Raw genomic sequence first — 17,377 nt, 5'->3', positions numbered from 1 at the left:
CAGGCCACCCCGGCATACCGGACGGCAGCGATACCATTCTGGGCAGATCGACTTGGCCAAAGTTGGGCCGGCACGGCCGTGCCTGCCGACATATCGCGTGGCATCTTTACCAAGATCGGGCACAAACGAAAGCGGCCCCGAAGGGCCGCCACGTCATTTCATTTAGGTAGACGGTCGGCGAGCGATCAGCTGCCGGCGCCGTTCAGCACGGTGACCGCGCGACGGTTCTGCGACCAGCAGGAGATGTCGTCGCAAACCGCGACCGGACGTTCCTTGCCGTAGGAGATGGTACGCATCCGGTTGCTGGAGACGCCCTGGCGGGCCAGGTACTCGCGGGTGGCGGCGGCGCGGCGGGCGCCGAGCGCCAGGTTGTACTCGCGGGTGCCGCGCTCGTCGGCATGGCCTTCGACGGTGATCGAGTACTGCGAATACTGGTTCAGCCAGCGCGCCTGGGCGGTCAGGATCTGCTGGGCATCGGCGCGGACGACCGAGGAGTCGGTGTCGAAGAAGATGCGGTCGCCGACGTTGACGGTGAAGTCCTGGCTGGTGCCGGGCGCGGCATTGCCGCCGCGGCCGTTCAGGCCGCCGGCGCCACCGGCGCCGTCCAAACCGAGACCCGAGGCATTGTCCGGCAGGCCGCCGTTCTTCTTCGCGCAACCGGCGACGGCCAGGGCGGCCATGAGGGCAAGGGCAATGCGGCTATGGGCCAAAACAGCGATCCGGCTCATGGCCAGCTCCTTCGTATTTGATATGTTGTCGTTACCAGACGTTTACGCTGAACAGACTTAAGACCGAGTAAACGCCGGGAATGAAACAGTGAATCGAATTGACGATTCCCTTGCCTGCACAGCCTTTTGAGTCCGCATGAAGGCAGGCGGCCGAGAACCGCCGTCGCACCGCTTAACGGCGTTCGATCTGCCGCAAACAGTGACGCCCGCGCATCACTGCGCGGGCGTCATCTTCATAACAAGCGGTCGTTTCTCCTGCGCGAAGGCGCGCAGTCTATTCCCGCGACGGGGACCAGGCCGGGTCCGAGGCGTAGCCCGGCGTTCCGATCTTCTGCTCGTTCCGCCCCGTGAGGTCGATCGAGTAGAGCTGCGGGCCAGCGCCGCCCTGCGGATCGCGGAAGAACATCAGAACGCGGCCGTTCGGCGCCCAGGTCGGCCCCTCGTTGTGGAAGCCCGAGGTCAGGATACGCTCGCCCGAGCCGTCGGGCCGCATGACGCCGATCTGGAACTGACCGCCGGTCTGCTTGGTGAAGGCGATGAGATCGCCTCGGGGCGACCAGACGGGGGTCGAATAAGAGCCGTCGCCGAACGAGATGCGCTGCTGACCGGAGCCGTCGGTGCCCATCATGTAGAGCTGCGGGCGGCCGCCGCGGTCGCTCTCGAAGACGATCCGCGAGCCGTCCGGCGCATAGGACGGCGCCGTGTCGATCGCCGTGGTCGAGGTCAGCCGTGTCGTGGCGCGCGAGCGCAGGTCCATCGCGTAGATGTTGGCATTGCCATCCTGCTGCAGGCTCATGATCACCTTCTGGCCGTCCGGCGAGAAGCGCGGTGCGAAGGTCATGCCGGGGAAGTTGCCCACCGCCTCGCGCTGGCCGGTCTCGAGCTGCAGGAGATAGACCCGCGGCTCCGACTTGCCGAAGGACATGTAGGTGATTTCCTGGCGGTTCGGCGAGAAGCGCGGCGTCAGCACGAGGTCGGAACCGTCGGACAGATAGTTCACGTTGGCGCCGTCCTGGTCCATGATCGCCAGACGCTTGACGCGGGCGGTCTTGGATCCGCTCTCTGAGACGAAGACGATGCGGGTGTCGAAATAGCCCTTCTCGCCGGTCAGCCGCTCGTAGATCGCATCGGCGATGATGTGGGCGACACGGCGCCAGTTGTCGGGGGTGGTGTAGAATTGCTGCCCGTCGAGCTGGGTGCCGGCGAACGTGTCCCACAGCCGGAACTCGACGCGCAGTCGGCCATCCGCCTCGGGCGTCACCTTGCCGGTAACGATCGCCTGGGCGTTGATCACCGTCCAGTCGGCAAAGCGCGGCGCTGCATCCGGACCGAGATCCTTCTGGATGAAGGCGGAGGGATCGATGGGCGCGAACAGGCCCGTACGCTTCAGATCGGCGGTAACCACTTGGCTGATCTGCTGGCCGACCTTGCCGCTCGCCTGGAAACTGTTGATCGCGATCGGCAGCGGATCGACGTTGCCGCTGGTGATGTCGATCTCGATGGCGGCGGACGCCGGCGTCAGCGTCGCGGCCGTACCGACGAACAGCGCCAGCGCGGCGAACAGCAGCTTGAGTTCTCTTTTCATGTCAGACCTTCATCAACTCGGGTAGAGGACAGCAGCCGAGCGGGTCGACATGCGCCTCGATCTCGTGCCTTGCCGCGCCGCGACAAGGCCTCAGGTTCTCAATACATCGCGCTCGGGTCGAAATTCAGCGTCGTTTCTTCCCAGCCGCCGGCATACATCTCGGCCGGGAGGTTGAACGGGGCGCAGCGACGGATCGCACGCACTGCCGCTTCCGCCGCAATCCGCTCGGCACCCGAGCCGCCTCCGCCGCGGATGATCTCCGGCGCGCCGACGAGACCGCCGGACGGATCGAACTGGATCTTGATCGAGACCTTCAGCGAATCCGGTTCCGCGCCGCCGGCGGGGACCGAGTAGCAGCGCCGCATCTGCTCGTTCAAAAGACCCTGGATCTCGCCGAGCTGGCTGCGCGAAAGCTTGGTGCCGGTCGTCCGCTCGCTGCCGAGCGAGGCCTGTTCGGTCGAGCGTTTGGCACCGCCACCGGCTGCCTTCTGCTTGTTGATCACGGCGGCCGCCATCGCCTCGAAGTCGGAATCGCTGTCGGCTTCGCTCGGTTTCTTGGAGTCGGACTTGTTCTGCTTGGCAGGCTTCGGAGTCTCGGTCTTGGTCTCTGCTGGCTTGGCGTCGGCGACCTTCACCGGGGCCGGCGGACGCGGCTTGGCAGCCGGCACCGGCACTTTCTCGAGCGCCGGCTCGGGCTTTGGCTGCTCTTCCGGCGTCGGCTCTGTCTTATCCTCGGCGATCATCTCGGCGAGCGGGTCGATCTCGGGCGTGACTTCCTTCGGTGGCGTCGGCTTGGCCGCTTCCTTCACCGGCTCGGGTTTCGGCTCAGGCGGCTTCGGCGGCGGCGGCGCCTCGGCGACCTTCGGCGCCTCGGGCTCCGGCTTCGGCTCGACCTTCGGCTGCGCGACGGGCTTTGCGCCACCGGTCTGCGGGGTCACGTTGCGCGTCTTGTCGGGCGTCGGCGGCGTGTCGAGATCCGCCTCGTTGTCGCCGGTGTTCTCCGCCGGCATCGGCAGCGTGGCCGGGCGCGTCGTCGGGGTCGGGGCCGGCTTCTCGGAGACCGGCGCCTTCTTCTCGCCCTTCACGCCCTCGAACTGGTCCGACAGGATGATCTCGACCGGCAGCGCCTCGGCATAGCTCGCGTCAAGCGGCTTCGGGCCGGAGATCGACCAGAGACCCCAGCTGAGGAGCGCGACGTGCAGGACAGAGGATGTGACGAGGCCGGACTTCATAGCCGTTCGATCAGCTCGTGGTTTCGGTATCGGTGACGAGACCGATATTGGTGAAGCCGGCGGCCGAGATCAGCGCCATGACGCGGATGACGCTGCCATAGTCGACGTCCTTGGCGGCGCGCACGAAGATGCGCTCCTGGTAACCGGTCTTGGCGATCTCGGTGAGCTTGGAAACGACTTCGGCCTCGGCGATCTCGGTCTCCTGAATAAACACCATGCCATCCCCGCGCACGGAGACGCTGATGGGCTGGGTCTCGGCGTTAAGCGCCTTTGCCGCCGTCTTCGGCAGCTCCAGCGGAACGCCGACCGTCAGCATCGGTGCGGCGACCATGAAGATGATCAAGAGCACCAGCATGACGTCGACCATCGGCGTCACGTTGATCTCGCTCATCGGCCCCCGCCCGCGGCGTCTGCGCCGACGGGAACCGCCCGATGCCGCTCCGCCTGTGGACATGCCCATATCGTCGGCTCCTTCGCCCTCGAAGCTCTACGCTCCGATCGTGTCAGCTTGAGAGCGCCGCGGTGGCGCTCGCGTGTCGTCGGGCGTTCAGCGCGCCGGGGTCTTCTCGTCGATCTGACGCGACAGGATGGCCGAGAACTCGTCGGCGAAGGCCTCGAGGCGCATGCCGAGCTTGCCCGCATCGGCCGACAGCTTGTTGTAGGCGATAACCGCGGGGATAGCCGCGACGAGGCCAATGGCGGTGGCGAGCAGCGCCTCGGCGATGCCGGGTGCGACGACGGCAAGGTTCGTCTGCTTGGAGGCGGCGATCGCCTGGAACGAGGTCATGATGCCGATCACCGTGCCGAACAGGCCCACGAAGGGTCCGGCCGAACCGACGGTGGCGAGGAAGCCGAGCCGCGACTCCAGGCTGTCCATCTCGCGCGCCAGGGTGACGTCCATCGCCTTCTCGATGCGGTTGTGGAGGCCGATCGGCGAGCGCGCGCCCTTCTCGAACGACTTCTTCCACTCGCGCATGGCGGCGACGAACAGCGCGCCCATGCCCGTGGTCTTGCGCTCGGAAAGGGTCTGGTAGAGCTCCTCCAGCGACTGGCCGGACCAAAAATTGTTCTCGAAAGTGTTGAGCTGGCGACGGAAAGCACCGAAACGCATGGTCTTGTCGACGATGATCGCCCAGGTCCAGACCGAGGCCATCAGCAGCCCGAGCATGACCATCTTCACGATGAAGCCGGCCTGCCAGAACAGATCCCACAGTCCCACGCCGTGCTCCGGAGCTGCCAAAGCGCTCTGCGCGATCTCGTTCATGCGATTGACCCTCGAATCGATGCCGCTGAAGCAGCCGTGCGGCCGTGTGGACCGCGATGCACCATCGTCGTCCCGGACCACCTGTCCGTTCCGCTGTTAGGCTCAGTGCTTCAGAAGACCCGCCATGCTCTAACAATTTGAATCAAGCGAAAGAATGGCAAGCGACATCAGCGCTTTGAGCCCGGCTATTCAAACAGCATTAACGTTAAGCAATCGTTGCGAATTGTTGCGGTGCCGTCACGGCAGCGGCATCGGCCGCTCCAGAATGGCCGAAACCGCCTCGGGCATGCGGCGCGGTTTGCCCTCGGGCGAGATCACGGCGACCTTCACTTTTGCTTCGACCAGCATCGTATCGCCCGCGAAAATTCGCTGATCGAGAATGATCCGCGCGCCGCCGAGGAGAACCGTGCGCGTCTCGACGGTCAGGACGTCGTCGATCCGGGCGGGGCGCAGAAAGTCGATATCCATGTGGCGGACGGCGAAGGCCATCGGCTCGCCGAAGGCGCCCTCCGCCAGCGCGCGGTGGCCGATGCCCTTCAGGCGGAGGAAGTCGGTCCGTCCGCGTTCCAGGAAGTGCAGGTAGCGCGCGTGGTAGACGACGCCGGAAAAGTCCGTGTCCTCGAAGTAGACGCGCACGTCGAGCGCATGGCCGTAATCGGTCAGCCGTCCGGAAAGATGATCGGTCATGCCGCCGGAATAGGAGATCGCGCTGGATTTGTCATGCCGGGCGGTGGTGTCATCGGCCTGTCACGCGGAGCTGCTTAGGGACCACAACCGTTCCGCTATCCGAGAGAACCGATGACCTTCCCGAAGACTGCCTCCCTCGCCGCTTTGCTGCTCGCGTCCACCGCGCTCGCGGCTGCGGCCGAACCCGTGTTCAACCGGATCGCCTCGTTTCCCGTCGCCAGCAACCTTCCGGAAAGCACCGACCCGAAGACTCCGACCTCTTCGGAGATCGTCTCGGCCTCCAAGGACGACATGACGCTCGTCTATTCAGACAGCCCGCATGGCGGCATCGGCTTCGTCGACATCACTGACCCCAAGGCGCCGAAGGGCGCCGGCTACGTCAAGTTCGACGGTGAGCCGACCTCGGTCGCCTTCGCCGGCAGCAAGGCCCTTGTCGGCTTCCGGACGTCGGAGACCAAGGCGAACCCGTCGGGCGAGCTCGGCGCGGTCGACATCGCCACCAAGGCGCAGAGCCCGGTCTGCGAGCTCGGCGGCCAGCCGGATTCGGTCGCCGTCGCGCCGGACGGCAGCTTTGCCGCGATCGCCATCGAGAACGAGCGCGACGAGGAGGTCAACGACGGCGCCTTGCCGCAGATGCCCGCAGGCTTCCTCGTCACCGTGCCGCTTGCCGCCGACGGCGCGCCGGACTGCGCCGGTCTGAAAAAGATCGAGATGACGGGCCTTGCCGAAGTCTCGCCCGAGGATCCGGAGCCGGAATTCGTCGACATTAATTCCAAGGGCGAGATCGTCGTCTCGCTGCAGGAAAACAACCACATCGTCATCGTCGACGGCAAGACCGGCACGGTGACCTCGCACTTCTCCGCTGGAAGCCTCGCGGTCGAGGGCGTCGACACCGCCAAGGACGGCAAGCTCGACTTCTCCGGATCGGTCGAGGCACGCCCCCGCGAGCCCGACACCGTCAAATGGCTGAAAGGCGACCGCATCGCCGCCGCCAACGAGGGCGACTGGAAGGGCGGCACGCGCTCGTTCACCATCTACAACCGCGACGGCAGCGTCTCCTACGAGTCCGGCCCGTCCTTCGAGCAGGCCGTCGCCCGCCTCGGCCACTTCCCCGACAAGCGCGCCGACAAGAAGGGCATCGAGCCGGAAGGGCTCGCCACCGGCACCTTCGACGGCCAGGACTTCCTCTTCGTCCTCTCCGAGCGCGGCTCGGTCGTCGGCGTCTACGAGGACACCGGCGCAGAACCAAAACTGACGCAGATCCTGCCGTCGGGCATCGCGCCCGAAGGCGCCACCACCATCGCATCGCGCAACCTTCTCGTCACCGCCAACGAGAACGATCTCGTCGAGGACGGCGCCGCCCGCTCGCACATCATGCTCTACGAGCGCGCCGAGGGCACGGCCGCCTATCCGCAGATCGTCAGCCAGGACGTCGACGGCAAGATCCAGGGTTTTGGCGCGCTGTCCGGCCTCGTCGCGGCGGGCACGTCGAACCAGTTCTACGCCATCAGCGACTCCGTCTATTCGGCAGCGCCGAGCATCTACACGGTCGACGCTTCGCAGAAGCCGGCGAAGATCACCGCGACCACCATCGTCACGCGGGACGGCAAGCCGGCCAAGAAGCTCGACCTCGAGGGCATCGCGCTCGACGGAAAGGGCGGCTTCTGGCTCGGCAGCGAAGGCAACACCGAGAAGGAAGTGCCCCACGCGCTGCTGCACGTCGACGCCAAGGGCGCCATCACCGAGGAGATCGCCTTCCCGAAAGAACTGCTTGAAGGCGAGACCCGCTTCGGCACGGAGGGCGTGACCCTCGTCGACGGCAAGATCTGGCTCGCCATCCAGCGGCCGTGGAAGAACGACCCGAAGAATCAGACCAAGCTCGTCTCCTACGACCCGGCCGCCAAGACCTGGGGCGCCGTACTCTACCCGCTCGACGCGGCCGAAGACGGCCTGTGGACCGGCCTGTCGGAAATCACCGCGCATGGCGATCACGTCTACCTCATCGAGCGCGACAACGGCATCGGCCAAACGGCCAAGCTGAAGGCGATCACCCGCGTCGCGATCGCCGACCTCAAGCCCGCGGCCCTTGGCGGCGCGCTGCCGGTAGTGACGAAGGAACTGGTGCGCGATCTGGTGCCGGCGTTGACGTCGGCGACCAACGGCTATGTCGTCGACAAGGTCGAGGGCCTCGCCATCGACGCGGACGGCATGATGACCATCGTCACCGACAATGACGGCGTGGACGACTCGTCGGGCGAGACGCTGTTCTTCCAGGTCGGCAAGACGACCGAGAAGTCGGCGGCGCTGAAGTAATCGACGACTGGTGCGTAGTCTGCGCGGGGGCTCAAACCGAGAGCAACCACGCTAGAAGGCCGTCATCCCGGACTTGATCCGGGATCCATTCCAAATCGCCGTCACTGCCAAGTCGGTGCAGAACGGAAGGTCCACCGGACCGTTCTCGTTCACCGCTAAGGAATGGATCCGGGGTCAAGCCCGGGATGACGAAACGGGCGGAGAGCCAAGTCCTTTAACGCCTAAAGGAAGGGCTACTAGGTGGCGATCACGTCACCCCGGCGCCGCCCCGTTCCAACCCTCACATCAATCAACGTCCGGCGCCTCCTCGAACAGCGTCGTCTGTGCTCCTTGCCAGCCCTGCGGAACCGCGAGGCCGATGTGGCGGAAGGCGTGGGCGGTCAGCACCCGGCCGCGCGGCGTGCGCTGGAGGAAGCCCTGCTGCAGGAGATAGGGCTCGACGATGTCCTCGATCGCATCACGCGGCTCGGAGAGCGCCGCGGCGATGGTTTCGATGCCAACCGGCCCTCCGCCAAAGTTCAACGAGATCAGGTCGAGATAGCGCCGGTCGAGCTGGTCGAGGCCGAGGCTGTCGACCTCGAGCCGGGTCAGTGCGGCATCGGCGATCTTGCGGTCGACGATGCCCTCCTCGGCCACATGGGCGAAGTCGCGCACCCGGCGCAGCAGACGCCCGGCAATGCGGGGCGTGCCGCGGGAGCGGCGGGCGATCTCGCGGGCGCCGTCGTCCGACAGCGCGAGCCCCATGATCCGGGCGCCGCGCTTGACGATCAGCTCCAGCTCCTCGACCGTGTAGAAGTTCAGCCGGACGGGAATGCCGAAGCGGTCACGCAACGGCGTCGTCAGGAGGCCGACGCGGGTGGTCGCGGCGACGAGGGTGAACTTTGCGAGGTCGATCTTTACCGAGCGTGCTGCCGGCCCCTCGCCGATGATGAGGTCGAGCTGGAAATCCTCCATGGCGGGATAGAGGATTTCCTCCACCGCCGGGTTCAAGCGGTGGATCTCGTCGATGAACAGCACGTCGCGGTCCTCGAGATTGGTGAGGAGCGCGGCGAGGTCGCCGGCGCGGGCGATGACAGGCCCCGAGGTCGAACGGAAATTGACGCCGAGCTCTTTCGCCATGATCTGCGCCAGCGTCGTCTTGCCGAGGCCCGGTGGGCCGACGAAGAGCACGTGGTCCAGCGCCTCGCTGCGCCCCTTGGCCGCCTCAATGAAAACCTTAAGGTTCGCCCGCGCCGCCGCTTGCCCGACGAACTCGTCGAGGCGCTGCGGCCGCAGCGAGGTATCGGCATCATCGCCGCTGAGTTCGGGGGTGAGCAGGCGCGTGGGCTCAGTCAAGAAGATGCCTCGCAGAGGTTTGAAATCGGCACGTCACTGGCCCTTCGGCTGAAGAAAGTCTGCCGGATTGGCTTACGCGAGCAGTACCATAGGTTCGAGCCGGCGGCTGGCGTCGCGGTCGAAGGTCAGCGTGCGATCACAGCCTGCTGCTTCATTGCCCAGAGCGATGAGAGCATCCGAAAATCCGGCTCCGGCCTGCGCCCGTTCAACGGCGCCGAGGATGAGATCAAGCCTGTCGACGCGGACGTCGGGCCGCTGGCACAGGCCGGCAACCACATCAAGAATGTCCGGCATGGTGTATCCATAGCGCGAGCGGAGGGTCCAGACGAGTTCAACGAGAACAATCCAACTCACATACACAGGGGATTGCGGGGACCTGGACTGAAAGAATGCCCGCGCCACCCCTGTCTGGATGCTGTCGTCATCGACGAACAGGCGAAGCAGCACGTTGGTGTCGACCCCGCTCGGCTTCATCTGCCTGCGTCTTCGTCCAGAACCTGCGATGACACGGCCGCGGCCACCACATCGTCCATGTCCTCGACCTTCAGCCCCGCGCCCTTTGGCGGGCGACCCAGAATGCCCGCCATGTCGGAAATCCGCTCGTTGCGCGGGACGACGACGGCGCGACCATTGTCCACCTTCCACTCGATCAAAGATCCTTCGTCGAGCCCCAGTTGATCCCGAACGGCCTTCGGGATCGTCGTCTGGCCCTTCGAGGTCACCGTTCCCATAGTTGCCATGATGATCTAGTCCCATTCCTTACTTTTCTGAAGGTAAGGAATAGCATGAAGAACTCCTTGCGTCACGATCGGGCGAGTTCGCGCAGGCCGAGGCGGATCAGCGTCGCCGAGCCGGGGTCCTCCCCTGCCCCCTTCAGCGCCGCGGAGACGGCCGTCGCGGCCTGCTCGCGGGAATAGCCGAGATTGACGAGCGCGGAGACCGCGTCGGTGATCGGCGCCGGGGCGAGGCCGTCGCCGAGATTGCGCTTCAGGTCCATCGAGGGAGCATCCAGGGCGCCGGCGAAGGCCGGGGCCTTGTCCTTCAGCTCGGCGACGATGCGGGCCGCGACCTTCGGGCCGACACCCGGTGCGCGAGAGACCATCGCCTTGTCCTGCAGCGCGATGGCGCTGGCTAGTTCGCCGGTCGACAGCGTGCCGAGAATGGCCAGCGCTACCTTGGAGCCGACGCCCTGGACGTTCTGCAGGAGGCGGAACCAGCCGCGCTCGAGGTCGGTCGCGAAGCCGTAGAGCCGCAGCATGTCCTCGCGCACATAGGTCTCGATGAACAGCACCACCGCCTCGCCCGGACCCGGCAGAACGCCGAGCGTGCGCGCGCCGCAGAAGGCGATGTAGCCGACGCCATGCACGTCGATGACAACGTGGTCCTCGCCGATCTCGTCGATCGTCCCCTTGAGCTTGCCGATCACAGGTTGGTCTCCGGGGAAATGATGTCGAGGTCGGGGAAGTCGCTGCGGTAGCGAGCGGGGTCACCCGTCAGCAAACGGTGCCGGCCGACAAGCGCATGGGCGCCGATCAGGAAGTCCGGCAAGGTGCGCTCTCGGCGCCCACCTCGCTCGCGATACCGGGCATGCGCTCTTCCCGCGGGAAATGCTGCAGCAAAAGGGAAATCTTCGCGTCGCGGCTTCAACCAGGCAAGGCGCTCCAAAAGGTCCGCCTCCGCGACATCGGCAAAGGCAAGTTCCGCCCAGACGATTGCGCTGAGGATGACCGCACCGCTTCGGAATCCTTCGATGGCAGCATCGACCGAGGCCGAGAACATCGGCCCGTCGCCCAGCATGTCGATAAAAACGTTGGTATCAATCAGCGTCGAGGTCATCGCGCCCACCTCTCAGCCAATCGACATAGGCCTTTCCGTCGAGACCCCCGGTGTCGACCGTGCCGCGCATCCGCTCGATATGATAAGTCAGTTGCTGGCGCAGTGCCGCGCGATCCCCGGACGGCTCGCTCTTGACGATCTCGACGGCATCCGCCCGCTCGACGAAGTTCACCTCGCTGCCCGGCCCGACGCCCAGACGGTCGCGGATGGCCTTGGGAATGGTCACCTGGCCCTTTTCGGTCACCCGCATGATCGCACCACCCGAAGTAATACCGCTGCGGTATTACTTAGCCCTAAATGGAGAACAGGTCAAGAACATCATAGCTTCTCGAAGGCCGCGCGGGCGGCGGCGGACTGGCGGTGGTGGGTGTGGCAGATTGCAATGGCCAGCGCGTCGGCGGCGTCTTCGGTGTCGAAGGTGGCGCGCGGCATCAGCACCTTGACCATCATGTGGATCTGCTTCTTGTCACCATGGCCGACGCCGATCACCGCCTTCTTGACGGCGTTCGGCGCGTATTCAGCGACCTTGAGACCAGCCAGCGCCGGCACGACCATGGCGATGCCGCGGGCCTGGCCGAGCTTCAGCGTGGCGACGGCGTCCTTGTTGACGAAGGTCTGTTCCACCGCCGCCTCGTCCGGCTTGTAGCCGTGCACGATGGTGCTGAGGCCCTCGTAGAGCTGGCAGAGACGCGAGGCGAGATCGAGCGTCGCGTCGGAGGTCACGGTACCGGCCGCAACGAAGCTCAGGGAATTGCCGATGCTCTCGACGACGCCCCAGCCGGTCCGGCGCAGGCCGGGGTCGATGCCGATGATGCGGATGACCGCGCGCTGCAACACCTTACTCTCCCCTTGCCACCTCGAATCATCCGGAGATAGCAGACAAAGAGTGAACGAAGTGGAACAAATCGCCAACGTTGGGGAGATCGGAAGAACCGATCATACATTTTCCCGTTGTTGCCGCCTTCCGCCGGGGCGGGTTGCCGAGATCAGGCCGCCGACAGCTTCGCCATCACGGCGTCGTCGACCTCGAAGTTCGCATAGACGCTCTGCACGTCGTCGTCGTCCTCGAGATTGGCGATCAGGCGCATGACGCTTTCCGCCTTCTCCTCGTCGACCGGCACGCCGTTCTGCGGGCGCCAGACGATCTTGACGCTTTCGCTCGGGCCGAGCGCCGCCTCGAGCGCGCTCGATACCTCGTTGAGGCTCTCGAAGCTGGTGGTGACGGTATGGCCTTCCTCGTCGGAGACAACGTCATCCGCGCCGGCCTCAATCGCCGCCTCCATCACCGCATCGTCGCCGCCGGCCTTCGGCGCGAAGACGATCTCGCCGACCTTGTCGAACATGAAGGAGACCGAGCCGGTAGCGCCGAGCGCGCCGCCGGACTTGGTGAAGTAGGAGCGGACGTTCGAAGCGGTCCGGTTGCGGTTGTCGGTCAGCGCCTCGACGATGACGGCGACGCCGCCCGGCCCGAAACCCTCGTAGCGGACCTCGTCGTAGTTCTCGGCGTCGGCGCCCGAGCCCTTCTTGATCGCCCGCTCGATGTTGTCCTTCGGCATCGACTGCGCCTTGGCGTTGTTGACCGCCAGGCGCAGGCGCGAGTTCATGTCGGGGTCGGGCAGACCGGCCTTGGCGGCGACGACGATCTCGCGGGCGAGCTTGGAGAACAGCTTCGACTTGATGCCGTCCTGACGCCCCTTGCGGTGCATGATGTTCTTGAACTGGGAATGACCTGCCATGGGGCACCTGTCTCGTCGTGTCGTCGGTTGATCGCGAAGCTATAAAAAATCGCGCGCCAAAGGTCCAGAACGCTTCGCGTGGCCGGCATGCCGCACTGCAATGCAGGGCATTGCTGTGCGCGCCTTAGCCCGCTGGTAAAGCGCGTGCCGTTTGCCGCTTGCCGGCACGGTACAAACGAAAGAAGCCGGCTCGCGCCGGCTCCCTTTATATCTGTCGCCTGCGCTCGGGCGGCTTAGCTGCCCTTGCGGGCATCCGAGCGGCTCTTGAGGAGGCTCGCCACCGTCGTGACCACCAGGATGCCGACGATCACCGAGAGCGAGAAGCTCGTCGAGATGTACGGCAGGCCCTCGATCGACTGGCCACCGTTGATGAAGGGCAGCGTGTTCGCCTCCATGGCATGGATGATCAGCTTGACGCCGATGAAGGCGAGGATCAGCGACAGGCCGATGCCGAGATAAACCAGCCGGTCGAGAAGGCCGCCGAGCAGGAAGTAGAGCTGCAGCAGGCCGAGCAGCGCGAAGGCGTTCGCCGTAAAGACGATGTAGGGCGCGTCGGTCAGTCCGTAGATCGCCGGGATCGAGTCCAGCGCGAATAGGAGATCGGTCATGCCGAGCGCCAGGATCACGATGAACATCGGCGTGAAGAAGCGCTTGCCGTTCTCGATGACGGTCAGCGCATTGCCGCGAAAGTCAGGCACGGTCGGCAGATGGCGCTGAACGTATTTGACGATGGCGTTCGGCTCGTACTCCTCGTCCGTCGACTTCGCGCCGTGCTTCAGGCTCTCGGAAGCGAGCTTCCACGCCGTCCAGATCAGGAAGATGCCGAAGATGTAGAACACCCAGGAGAACTGCTCGATCGCCGCGGCGCCCAGCGCAATGAAAATGCCGCGCATGACGAGAGCGATGACGATGCCGATCAGCAGCGCCTTTTGCTGGTAGGCGGCCGGAACGGCAAAACTCTTCATGATGATGACGAAGACGAAGAGGTTGTCGACCGACAGCGACTTCTCGGTCACGAAGCCCGCGAAATACTCGATGCCGTGCTGGCGGTCCCAGTAGACCCAGACGCCCCAACCGAACAGCAAGGCGATAGCGACATAGAAGGTCGACCAGAGCGCCGCTTCCCTGAAGGTCGGCTCATGCGGCTTGCGTACATGGGTCAGGAAGTCGAAGACGAAGAGGGCGGCGATGGCGCCGACCGTCGCGAGCCACACCCAGGTGGGCACCGTATCCGGCGATATTCCGGTGAGCGCGGTTTCCGCCGCTGCGGTCGATATCGGCTGCTCCAACACATTCTCCTTGGCGCCCGATCGCTCGGATCGCGGCGTCTCTTCTTTCGCAGCACGGGGCCACGGCGCTCAGCGAGACGACGGAGGGTGTTGTCGACCGGCGGCAAGGCTGCTGCCGGCGGATAACGCTCTTCCCATGTCTCGACACCGGGACCCTCATGGTGCCCGGCAGTCGACAGATGGCGATGGATTCGGGAAGCGCAATGTGCCGCAAGCCGCCGATGCGACATTTCGTCACCAGCAACGGATGAACCTGTCATCAGAAGCAGGTGATCTCGTCACCAGGCACTTGTGAGCTCGACACCGCGGCAGGCAATACCGTCACCAGAAGCTGGGGATCGCTTCTTCCAGCCGGGGACCGATGCGCAGCGGCGCGACCTTTTCGGCAAGGCCTGTCCTGTCGGAAATCTCGACGGCAAGGCCGGCGATCGTCGCAGGCCCTTGCGCCGCGTCGAAGCGCCCGCGCGGGATTTTGGTAAGGAAGCGGTTCAGCGGCTCCTCCTTCTCCATGCCGAGCGAAGAGTCGTAGTCGCCGCACATGCCGGCATCCGACTGGTAGGCGGTGCCGCCCGGCAGGATCTGGTGATCGGCGGTCGGCACATGGGTATGCGTTCCGACGACGAGGCTGACCCGTCCGTCGAGGAAATGGCCAAAGCATTGCTTCTCGCTGGTCGCCTCGGCGTGGAAGTCGAAGATGATGGCGTCCGCCTGCTCGCCGAGCGGACAGGCGGCGACGATGTCGCCGGCGCAGCGGAAGGGGTCGTCGAGTTCGGGGTGCATGAAGACCCGGCCCATGACGTTGGCGACCAGCACCCTTGCGCCGTTGCGCGCCTCGAACAGGCCGGAGCCGTTGCCGGGGGCGCCATTGGGATAGTTGGCGGGCCGCAGGAAGCGGTCGTGCCGGGTCGAGAACTCCAGCGCCTCGCGCTGGTCCCAGACGTGATTGCCGGTGGTCATCACGTCGGCGCCGGCGCGGCGGGTTTCCTCGAAGATCTCCTCGGTGATGCCGAAGCCGCCGGCCGCGTTCTCGCCGTTGACGACGACGAAGTCGAGCTTCAGGTCGGCGATCAGCCCGGGCAGTTTCTGGTACACCGCCGTGCGGCCGGAGCGGCCGACCATGTCGCCGAGAAAGAGAAAACGCATGGCGCGGCCTTTTGTACTGGGTTGGCGGCCTGCGACCACGAGGGCGGGCCGCTGCGGCGGAGGGGAACAGGTCATTCCCGGCTGCGGCGGGTAACACGCAGGGCATGACAAGGTCCAGCAAGACGGGCGCGGCCGTGGCAACATGCCGGAGGGCGGTTAGGCGCTGCTTGGCCCGGCGACGAAGATCATGCCGGCGACCGGCAGCCCGCGGTCCTGCCGCAGCACCACCGTTTCCCGGCCGAGCACCCGCATCCCGTTTGCGATCAGCAAGGCTTCGACCGATGCCGGCGAATGGGCATAGCGCAGGGAGGCGCCAAGCGCGTAGGGCTCTTCGTCTTCAGAGGTTTCGATCGAGAAGGCGAAGAAGCCGGCGGGCTTCAGCATGGCGGCAATGCGCACGAAGAGCGGCGCGAGCCCGCCGATATAGATCAGCACGTCCGCCGCCGTGACAAGGTCGAAGCGCCGCCGGCCGGGATCGAAGGCGACGATGTCGGCGCACACCAGCGCATCGTACACCTTCTTGCGCCGCGCCTTCTCAAGCATGCCGCCGGACAGGTCGACACCCGTCAGATGATCAGCCGAGGCTCGTAGCCGCTCGCCGAGCAGCCCCGTGCCGCAGCCGAGGTCGAGTACCTCGGCAAAGCGATGGTCGGAACCGACCACCGCCTCGACAGCGATCATCAGCTGCAAGGGCGCGCCATAGCCGAGCCGGTCGACCAGCGACGTCTCGAACCGATCGGCATACTGGTCGAACAGGCCCCGGACGAAGGCCGGCGACGCTGTCTCCGGCACGGGCGCAGCGCCGAGGGCGGCAAGTTTCAACTGCGCGCCGTGGCCGTCGAGGGCATCGAGCGACGCCGCCAGGCGATAGGCGTCGATCGCTGCCTCGACATCGCCCGCCTTCTCCAGGAAACCGCCGAGCACGACCCAGCCGGCGGCCCACCGGGGCGCAAGGTCGAGCGCCTGGCGCATCAGATCGGCAGCCGTGGCGAACGCGCCTTCCACCGCCAGCTCCGCGGCATAGTCGGCACGCCGGTCGGCGAGAGGCTCGCCGGAACCGTTGGAATCCTGGATCATGGGAATGCTTTTTGCCGGAGGCAGCGATGGCGCTGCATGCGCCGCTTTCCGCCTCCCGGCAAGGGAAGACTGGCGTGCGGCTCGGTGCTTTCTCCCGCGCCCGGCCGCGCTATCTCCCTTGGCCATGATGCGCTCCGAAGATCTTCTCCGCCCGACCCCCAACGGCCTCTACTGCCCGCCCGGCGATTTCTACATCGATCCGGTGAAGCCGGTGGAGCGCGCGCTGATCACGCACGGCCATGCCGACCATGCCCGGCCCGGCAACACCAAGGTGCTGGCGACCCGGCAGACTTTGGAGATCATGGCGATCCGCTACGGCGAGGACTTCGCCGCCGAGCGCCAGGCGGCCGAGCTCGGCGAGCGGATCGAGGTCAATGGCGTCGGCATCTCCTACCATCCAGCCGGCCATGTACTCGGTTCGGCGCAGATCCGGGTGGAAAAGGACGGCCTCGCGATCGTCGCCTCCGGCGACTACAAGCGGCGGAGCGATCCGACCTGCGAGGATTTCGTGCCGGTCGCCTGCGACGTCTTCATCACCGAGGCGACCTTCGGCCTGCCTGTCTTCCGCCACCCTTCCGGCCGCGAGGAAATCCGCAAGCTGATCCAGTCCACCCGGCAGTTTCCCGAACGCGCCCACCTCGTCGGCGCCTACGCGCTCGGCAAGGCGCAGCGGGTGATCCGGCTCTTGCGCGACGAAGGCTACGACGCGCCGATCTACATTCACGGCGCCCTGAAGAAGCTCTGCGACTATTACGAGAGCCAGGGCATCGCGCTTGGTGAGCTGCTTCCCGCCACATTGGAAACGGCGAAGAAAGGCGACTTCGCCGGAGCGGTCGTCGTCGGCCCACCCTCGGCCTTTGCCGACCGCTGGGCGCGGCGGTTTCCCGATCCGGTGTCGTGCTTCGCCTCCGGCTGGATGCGGGTTCGCCAGCGCGCCCGGCAGCGCGGCGTCGAGTTGCCGCTGATCATCTCCGACCATTGCGACTGGGACGAGCTGACCGAGACCATCACCGAGATCGCCCCCTCCGAGGTCTGGGTGACGCACGGGCGCGAGGAAGCGCTGGTGCGCTGGTGCGCGCTGCAGGGGATCGCCGCCAAGCCGCTGCACCTCGTCGGCTACGAGGACGAGGGCGACTGATCGCGGCAAGCCCG

The 17,377-nt window shown here is 65.8% G+C and carries 19 protein-coding genes; 2 read left to right on the top strand and 17 right to left on the bottom strand.

What is annotated here, in order from left to right:
- Positions 1 to 185: 185 nt before the first annotated feature.
- The 6 genes from pal to ybgC all read right to left on the bottom strand — a co-directional run bounded on the left by pal (position 186) and on the right by ybgC (position 5,496).
- Entirely contained in the window at positions 186 to 728 is a 543-nt protein-coding gene (gene pal, locus ACZLZQ_RS07055; protein WP_472933721.1) for a peptidoglycan-associated lipoprotein Pal, read from the bottom strand.
- Positions 729 to 1,002: 274 nt separating this feature from the next.
- Positions 1,003 to 2,313 carry a Tol-Pal system beta propeller repeat protein TolB gene (tolB, locus tag ACZLZQ_RS07050; RefSeq protein WP_472933722.1) on the bottom strand — a complete coding sequence of 437 codons (1,311 nt, stop codon included), beginning with the start codon at positions 2,311 to 2,313 and terminating at the stop codon, positions 1,003 to 1,005.
- 98 nt (positions 2,314 to 2,411) lie between these two features.
- Positions 2,412 to 3,545, bottom strand: a complete 1,134-nt coding sequence (gene tolA, locus ACZLZQ_RS07045) for a cell envelope integrity protein TolA (protein WP_472948751.1) — start codon at positions 3,543 to 3,545, stop codon at positions 2,412 to 2,414.
- A 10-nt stretch (positions 3,546 to 3,555) separates the two neighbouring features.
- Positions 3,556 to 4,005 (bottom strand): protein TolR, encoded by a 450-nt coding sequence (gene tolR, locus ACZLZQ_RS07040; RefSeq protein WP_472933724.1) that lies wholly within the window; start codon positions 4,003 to 4,005, stop codon positions 3,556 to 3,558.
- 87 nt (positions 4,006 to 4,092) lie between these two features.
- Positions 4,093 to 4,800, bottom strand: a complete 708-nt coding sequence (gene tolQ, locus ACZLZQ_RS07035; RefSeq protein ID WP_472933907.1) for a protein TolQ — start codon at positions 4,798 to 4,800, stop codon at positions 4,093 to 4,095.
- A gap of 246 nt (positions 4,801 to 5,046) precedes the next feature.
- Positions 5,047 to 5,496, bottom strand: a complete 450-nt coding sequence (ybgC, locus tag ACZLZQ_RS07030; protein WP_472933725.1) for a tol-pal system-associated acyl-CoA thioesterase — start codon at positions 5,494 to 5,496, stop codon at positions 5,047 to 5,049.
- A gap of 111 nt (positions 5,497 to 5,607) precedes the next feature.
- Between ybgC and ACZLZQ_RS07025 the strand changes: the two genes are divergently transcribed.
- Positions 5,608 to 7,809, top strand: a complete 2,202-nt coding sequence (locus ACZLZQ_RS07025; RefSeq protein WP_472948750.1) for an esterase-like activity of phytase family protein — start codon at positions 5,608 to 5,610, stop codon at positions 7,807 to 7,809.
- Positions 7,810 to 8,094: 285 nt separating this feature from the next.
- Here ACZLZQ_RS07025 and ruvB read toward each other — a convergent pair whose 3' ends face one another.
- The 11 genes from ruvB to ACZLZQ_RS06970 form a co-directional block, all read right to left on the bottom strand.
- Positions 8,095 to 9,144: a Holliday junction branch migration DNA helicase RuvB gene (gene ruvB / locus ACZLZQ_RS07020; protein ID WP_472948749.1), complete on the bottom strand. Its 1,050-nt coding sequence runs from the start codon at positions 9,142 to 9,144 to the stop codon at positions 8,095 to 8,097.
- 72 nt (positions 9,145 to 9,216) lie between these two features.
- Positions 9,217 to 9,618 (bottom strand): type II toxin-antitoxin system VapC family toxin, encoded by a 402-nt coding sequence (locus ACZLZQ_RS07015; RefSeq protein ID WP_472948748.1) that lies wholly within the window; start codon positions 9,616 to 9,618, stop codon positions 9,217 to 9,219.
- The gene (locus tag ACZLZQ_RS07010; protein WP_472948747.1) at positions 9,615 to 9,884 is read right to left on the bottom strand and encodes an AbrB/MazE/SpoVT family DNA-binding domain-containing protein; all 270 of its coding nucleotides are present in this window, start codon (positions 9,882 to 9,884) and stop codon (positions 9,615 to 9,617) included. The genes ACZLZQ_RS07015 and ACZLZQ_RS07010 overlap by 4 nt, the downstream gene beginning before the upstream one ends.
- Positions 9,885 to 9,946: 62 nt before the next feature.
- Positions 9,947 to 10,570 carry a Holliday junction branch migration protein RuvA gene (gene ruvA / locus ACZLZQ_RS07005; protein WP_472933728.1) on the bottom strand — a complete coding sequence of 208 codons (624 nt, stop codon included), beginning with the start codon at positions 10,568 to 10,570 and terminating at the stop codon, positions 9,947 to 9,949.
- Positions 10,567 to 10,980 (bottom strand): type II toxin-antitoxin system VapC family toxin, encoded by a 414-nt coding sequence (locus tag ACZLZQ_RS07000; RefSeq protein ID WP_472948746.1) that lies wholly within the window; start codon positions 10,978 to 10,980, stop codon positions 10,567 to 10,569. The genes ruvA and ACZLZQ_RS07000 overlap by 4 nt, the downstream gene beginning before the upstream one ends.
- A complete protein-coding gene (locus ACZLZQ_RS06995; RefSeq protein ID WP_472948745.1) occupies positions 10,961 to 11,230 on the bottom strand; it encodes an AbrB/MazE/SpoVT family DNA-binding domain-containing protein in 270 nt (89 codons plus the stop codon). Before ACZLZQ_RS06995 ends, ACZLZQ_RS07000 begins: the two co-directional genes overlap by 20 nt.
- Positions 11,231 to 11,298: 68 nt before the next feature.
- Entirely contained in the window at positions 11,299 to 11,817 is a 519-nt protein-coding gene (ruvC, locus tag ACZLZQ_RS06990; RefSeq protein ID WP_472933731.1) for a crossover junction endodeoxyribonuclease RuvC, read from the bottom strand.
- A gap of 149 nt (positions 11,818 to 11,966) precedes the next feature.
- Positions 11,967 to 12,716 carry a YebC/PmpR family DNA-binding transcriptional regulator gene (locus ACZLZQ_RS06985; RefSeq protein ID WP_472933732.1) on the bottom strand — a complete coding sequence of 250 codons (750 nt, stop codon included), beginning with the start codon at positions 12,714 to 12,716 and terminating at the stop codon, positions 11,967 to 11,969.
- Between the two features lie 233 nt (positions 12,717 to 12,949).
- Positions 12,950 to 14,005, bottom strand: a complete 1,056-nt coding sequence (locus ACZLZQ_RS06980) for a TerC family protein (protein WP_472933733.1) — start codon at positions 14,003 to 14,005, stop codon at positions 12,950 to 12,952.
- Between the two features lie 321 nt (positions 14,006 to 14,326).
- Complete coding sequence (locus ACZLZQ_RS06975; protein WP_472948744.1) at positions 14,327 to 15,148, bottom strand: TIGR00282 family metallophosphoesterase; 822 nt, start codon at positions 15,146 to 15,148, stop codon at positions 14,327 to 14,329.
- A gap of 156 nt (positions 15,149 to 15,304) precedes the next feature.
- On the bottom strand, positions 15,305 to 16,225 hold the full coding sequence (locus ACZLZQ_RS06970; RefSeq protein ID WP_472948743.1) for a class I SAM-dependent DNA methyltransferase: 921 nt from the start codon (positions 16,223 to 16,225) through the stop codon (positions 15,305 to 15,307).
- Positions 16,226 to 16,352: 127 nt separating this feature from the next.
- On the opposite strand from ACZLZQ_RS06970, the gene ACZLZQ_RS06965 reads away from it, so the two are divergent.
- Positions 16,353 to 17,363, top strand: a complete 1,011-nt coding sequence (locus ACZLZQ_RS06965) for a ligase-associated DNA damage response exonuclease (RefSeq protein ID WP_472949208.1) — start codon at positions 16,353 to 16,355, stop codon at positions 17,361 to 17,363.
- Positions 17,364 to 17,377: the final 14 nt, after the last annotated feature.

The sequence above is a fragment of the Mesocryomonas lacus genome (genome assembly GCF_055730105.2).
The sequence above is the reverse complement of the archived record's forward strand: the minus strand, read 5'-3'. Positions and strand labels throughout refer to the sequence as shown.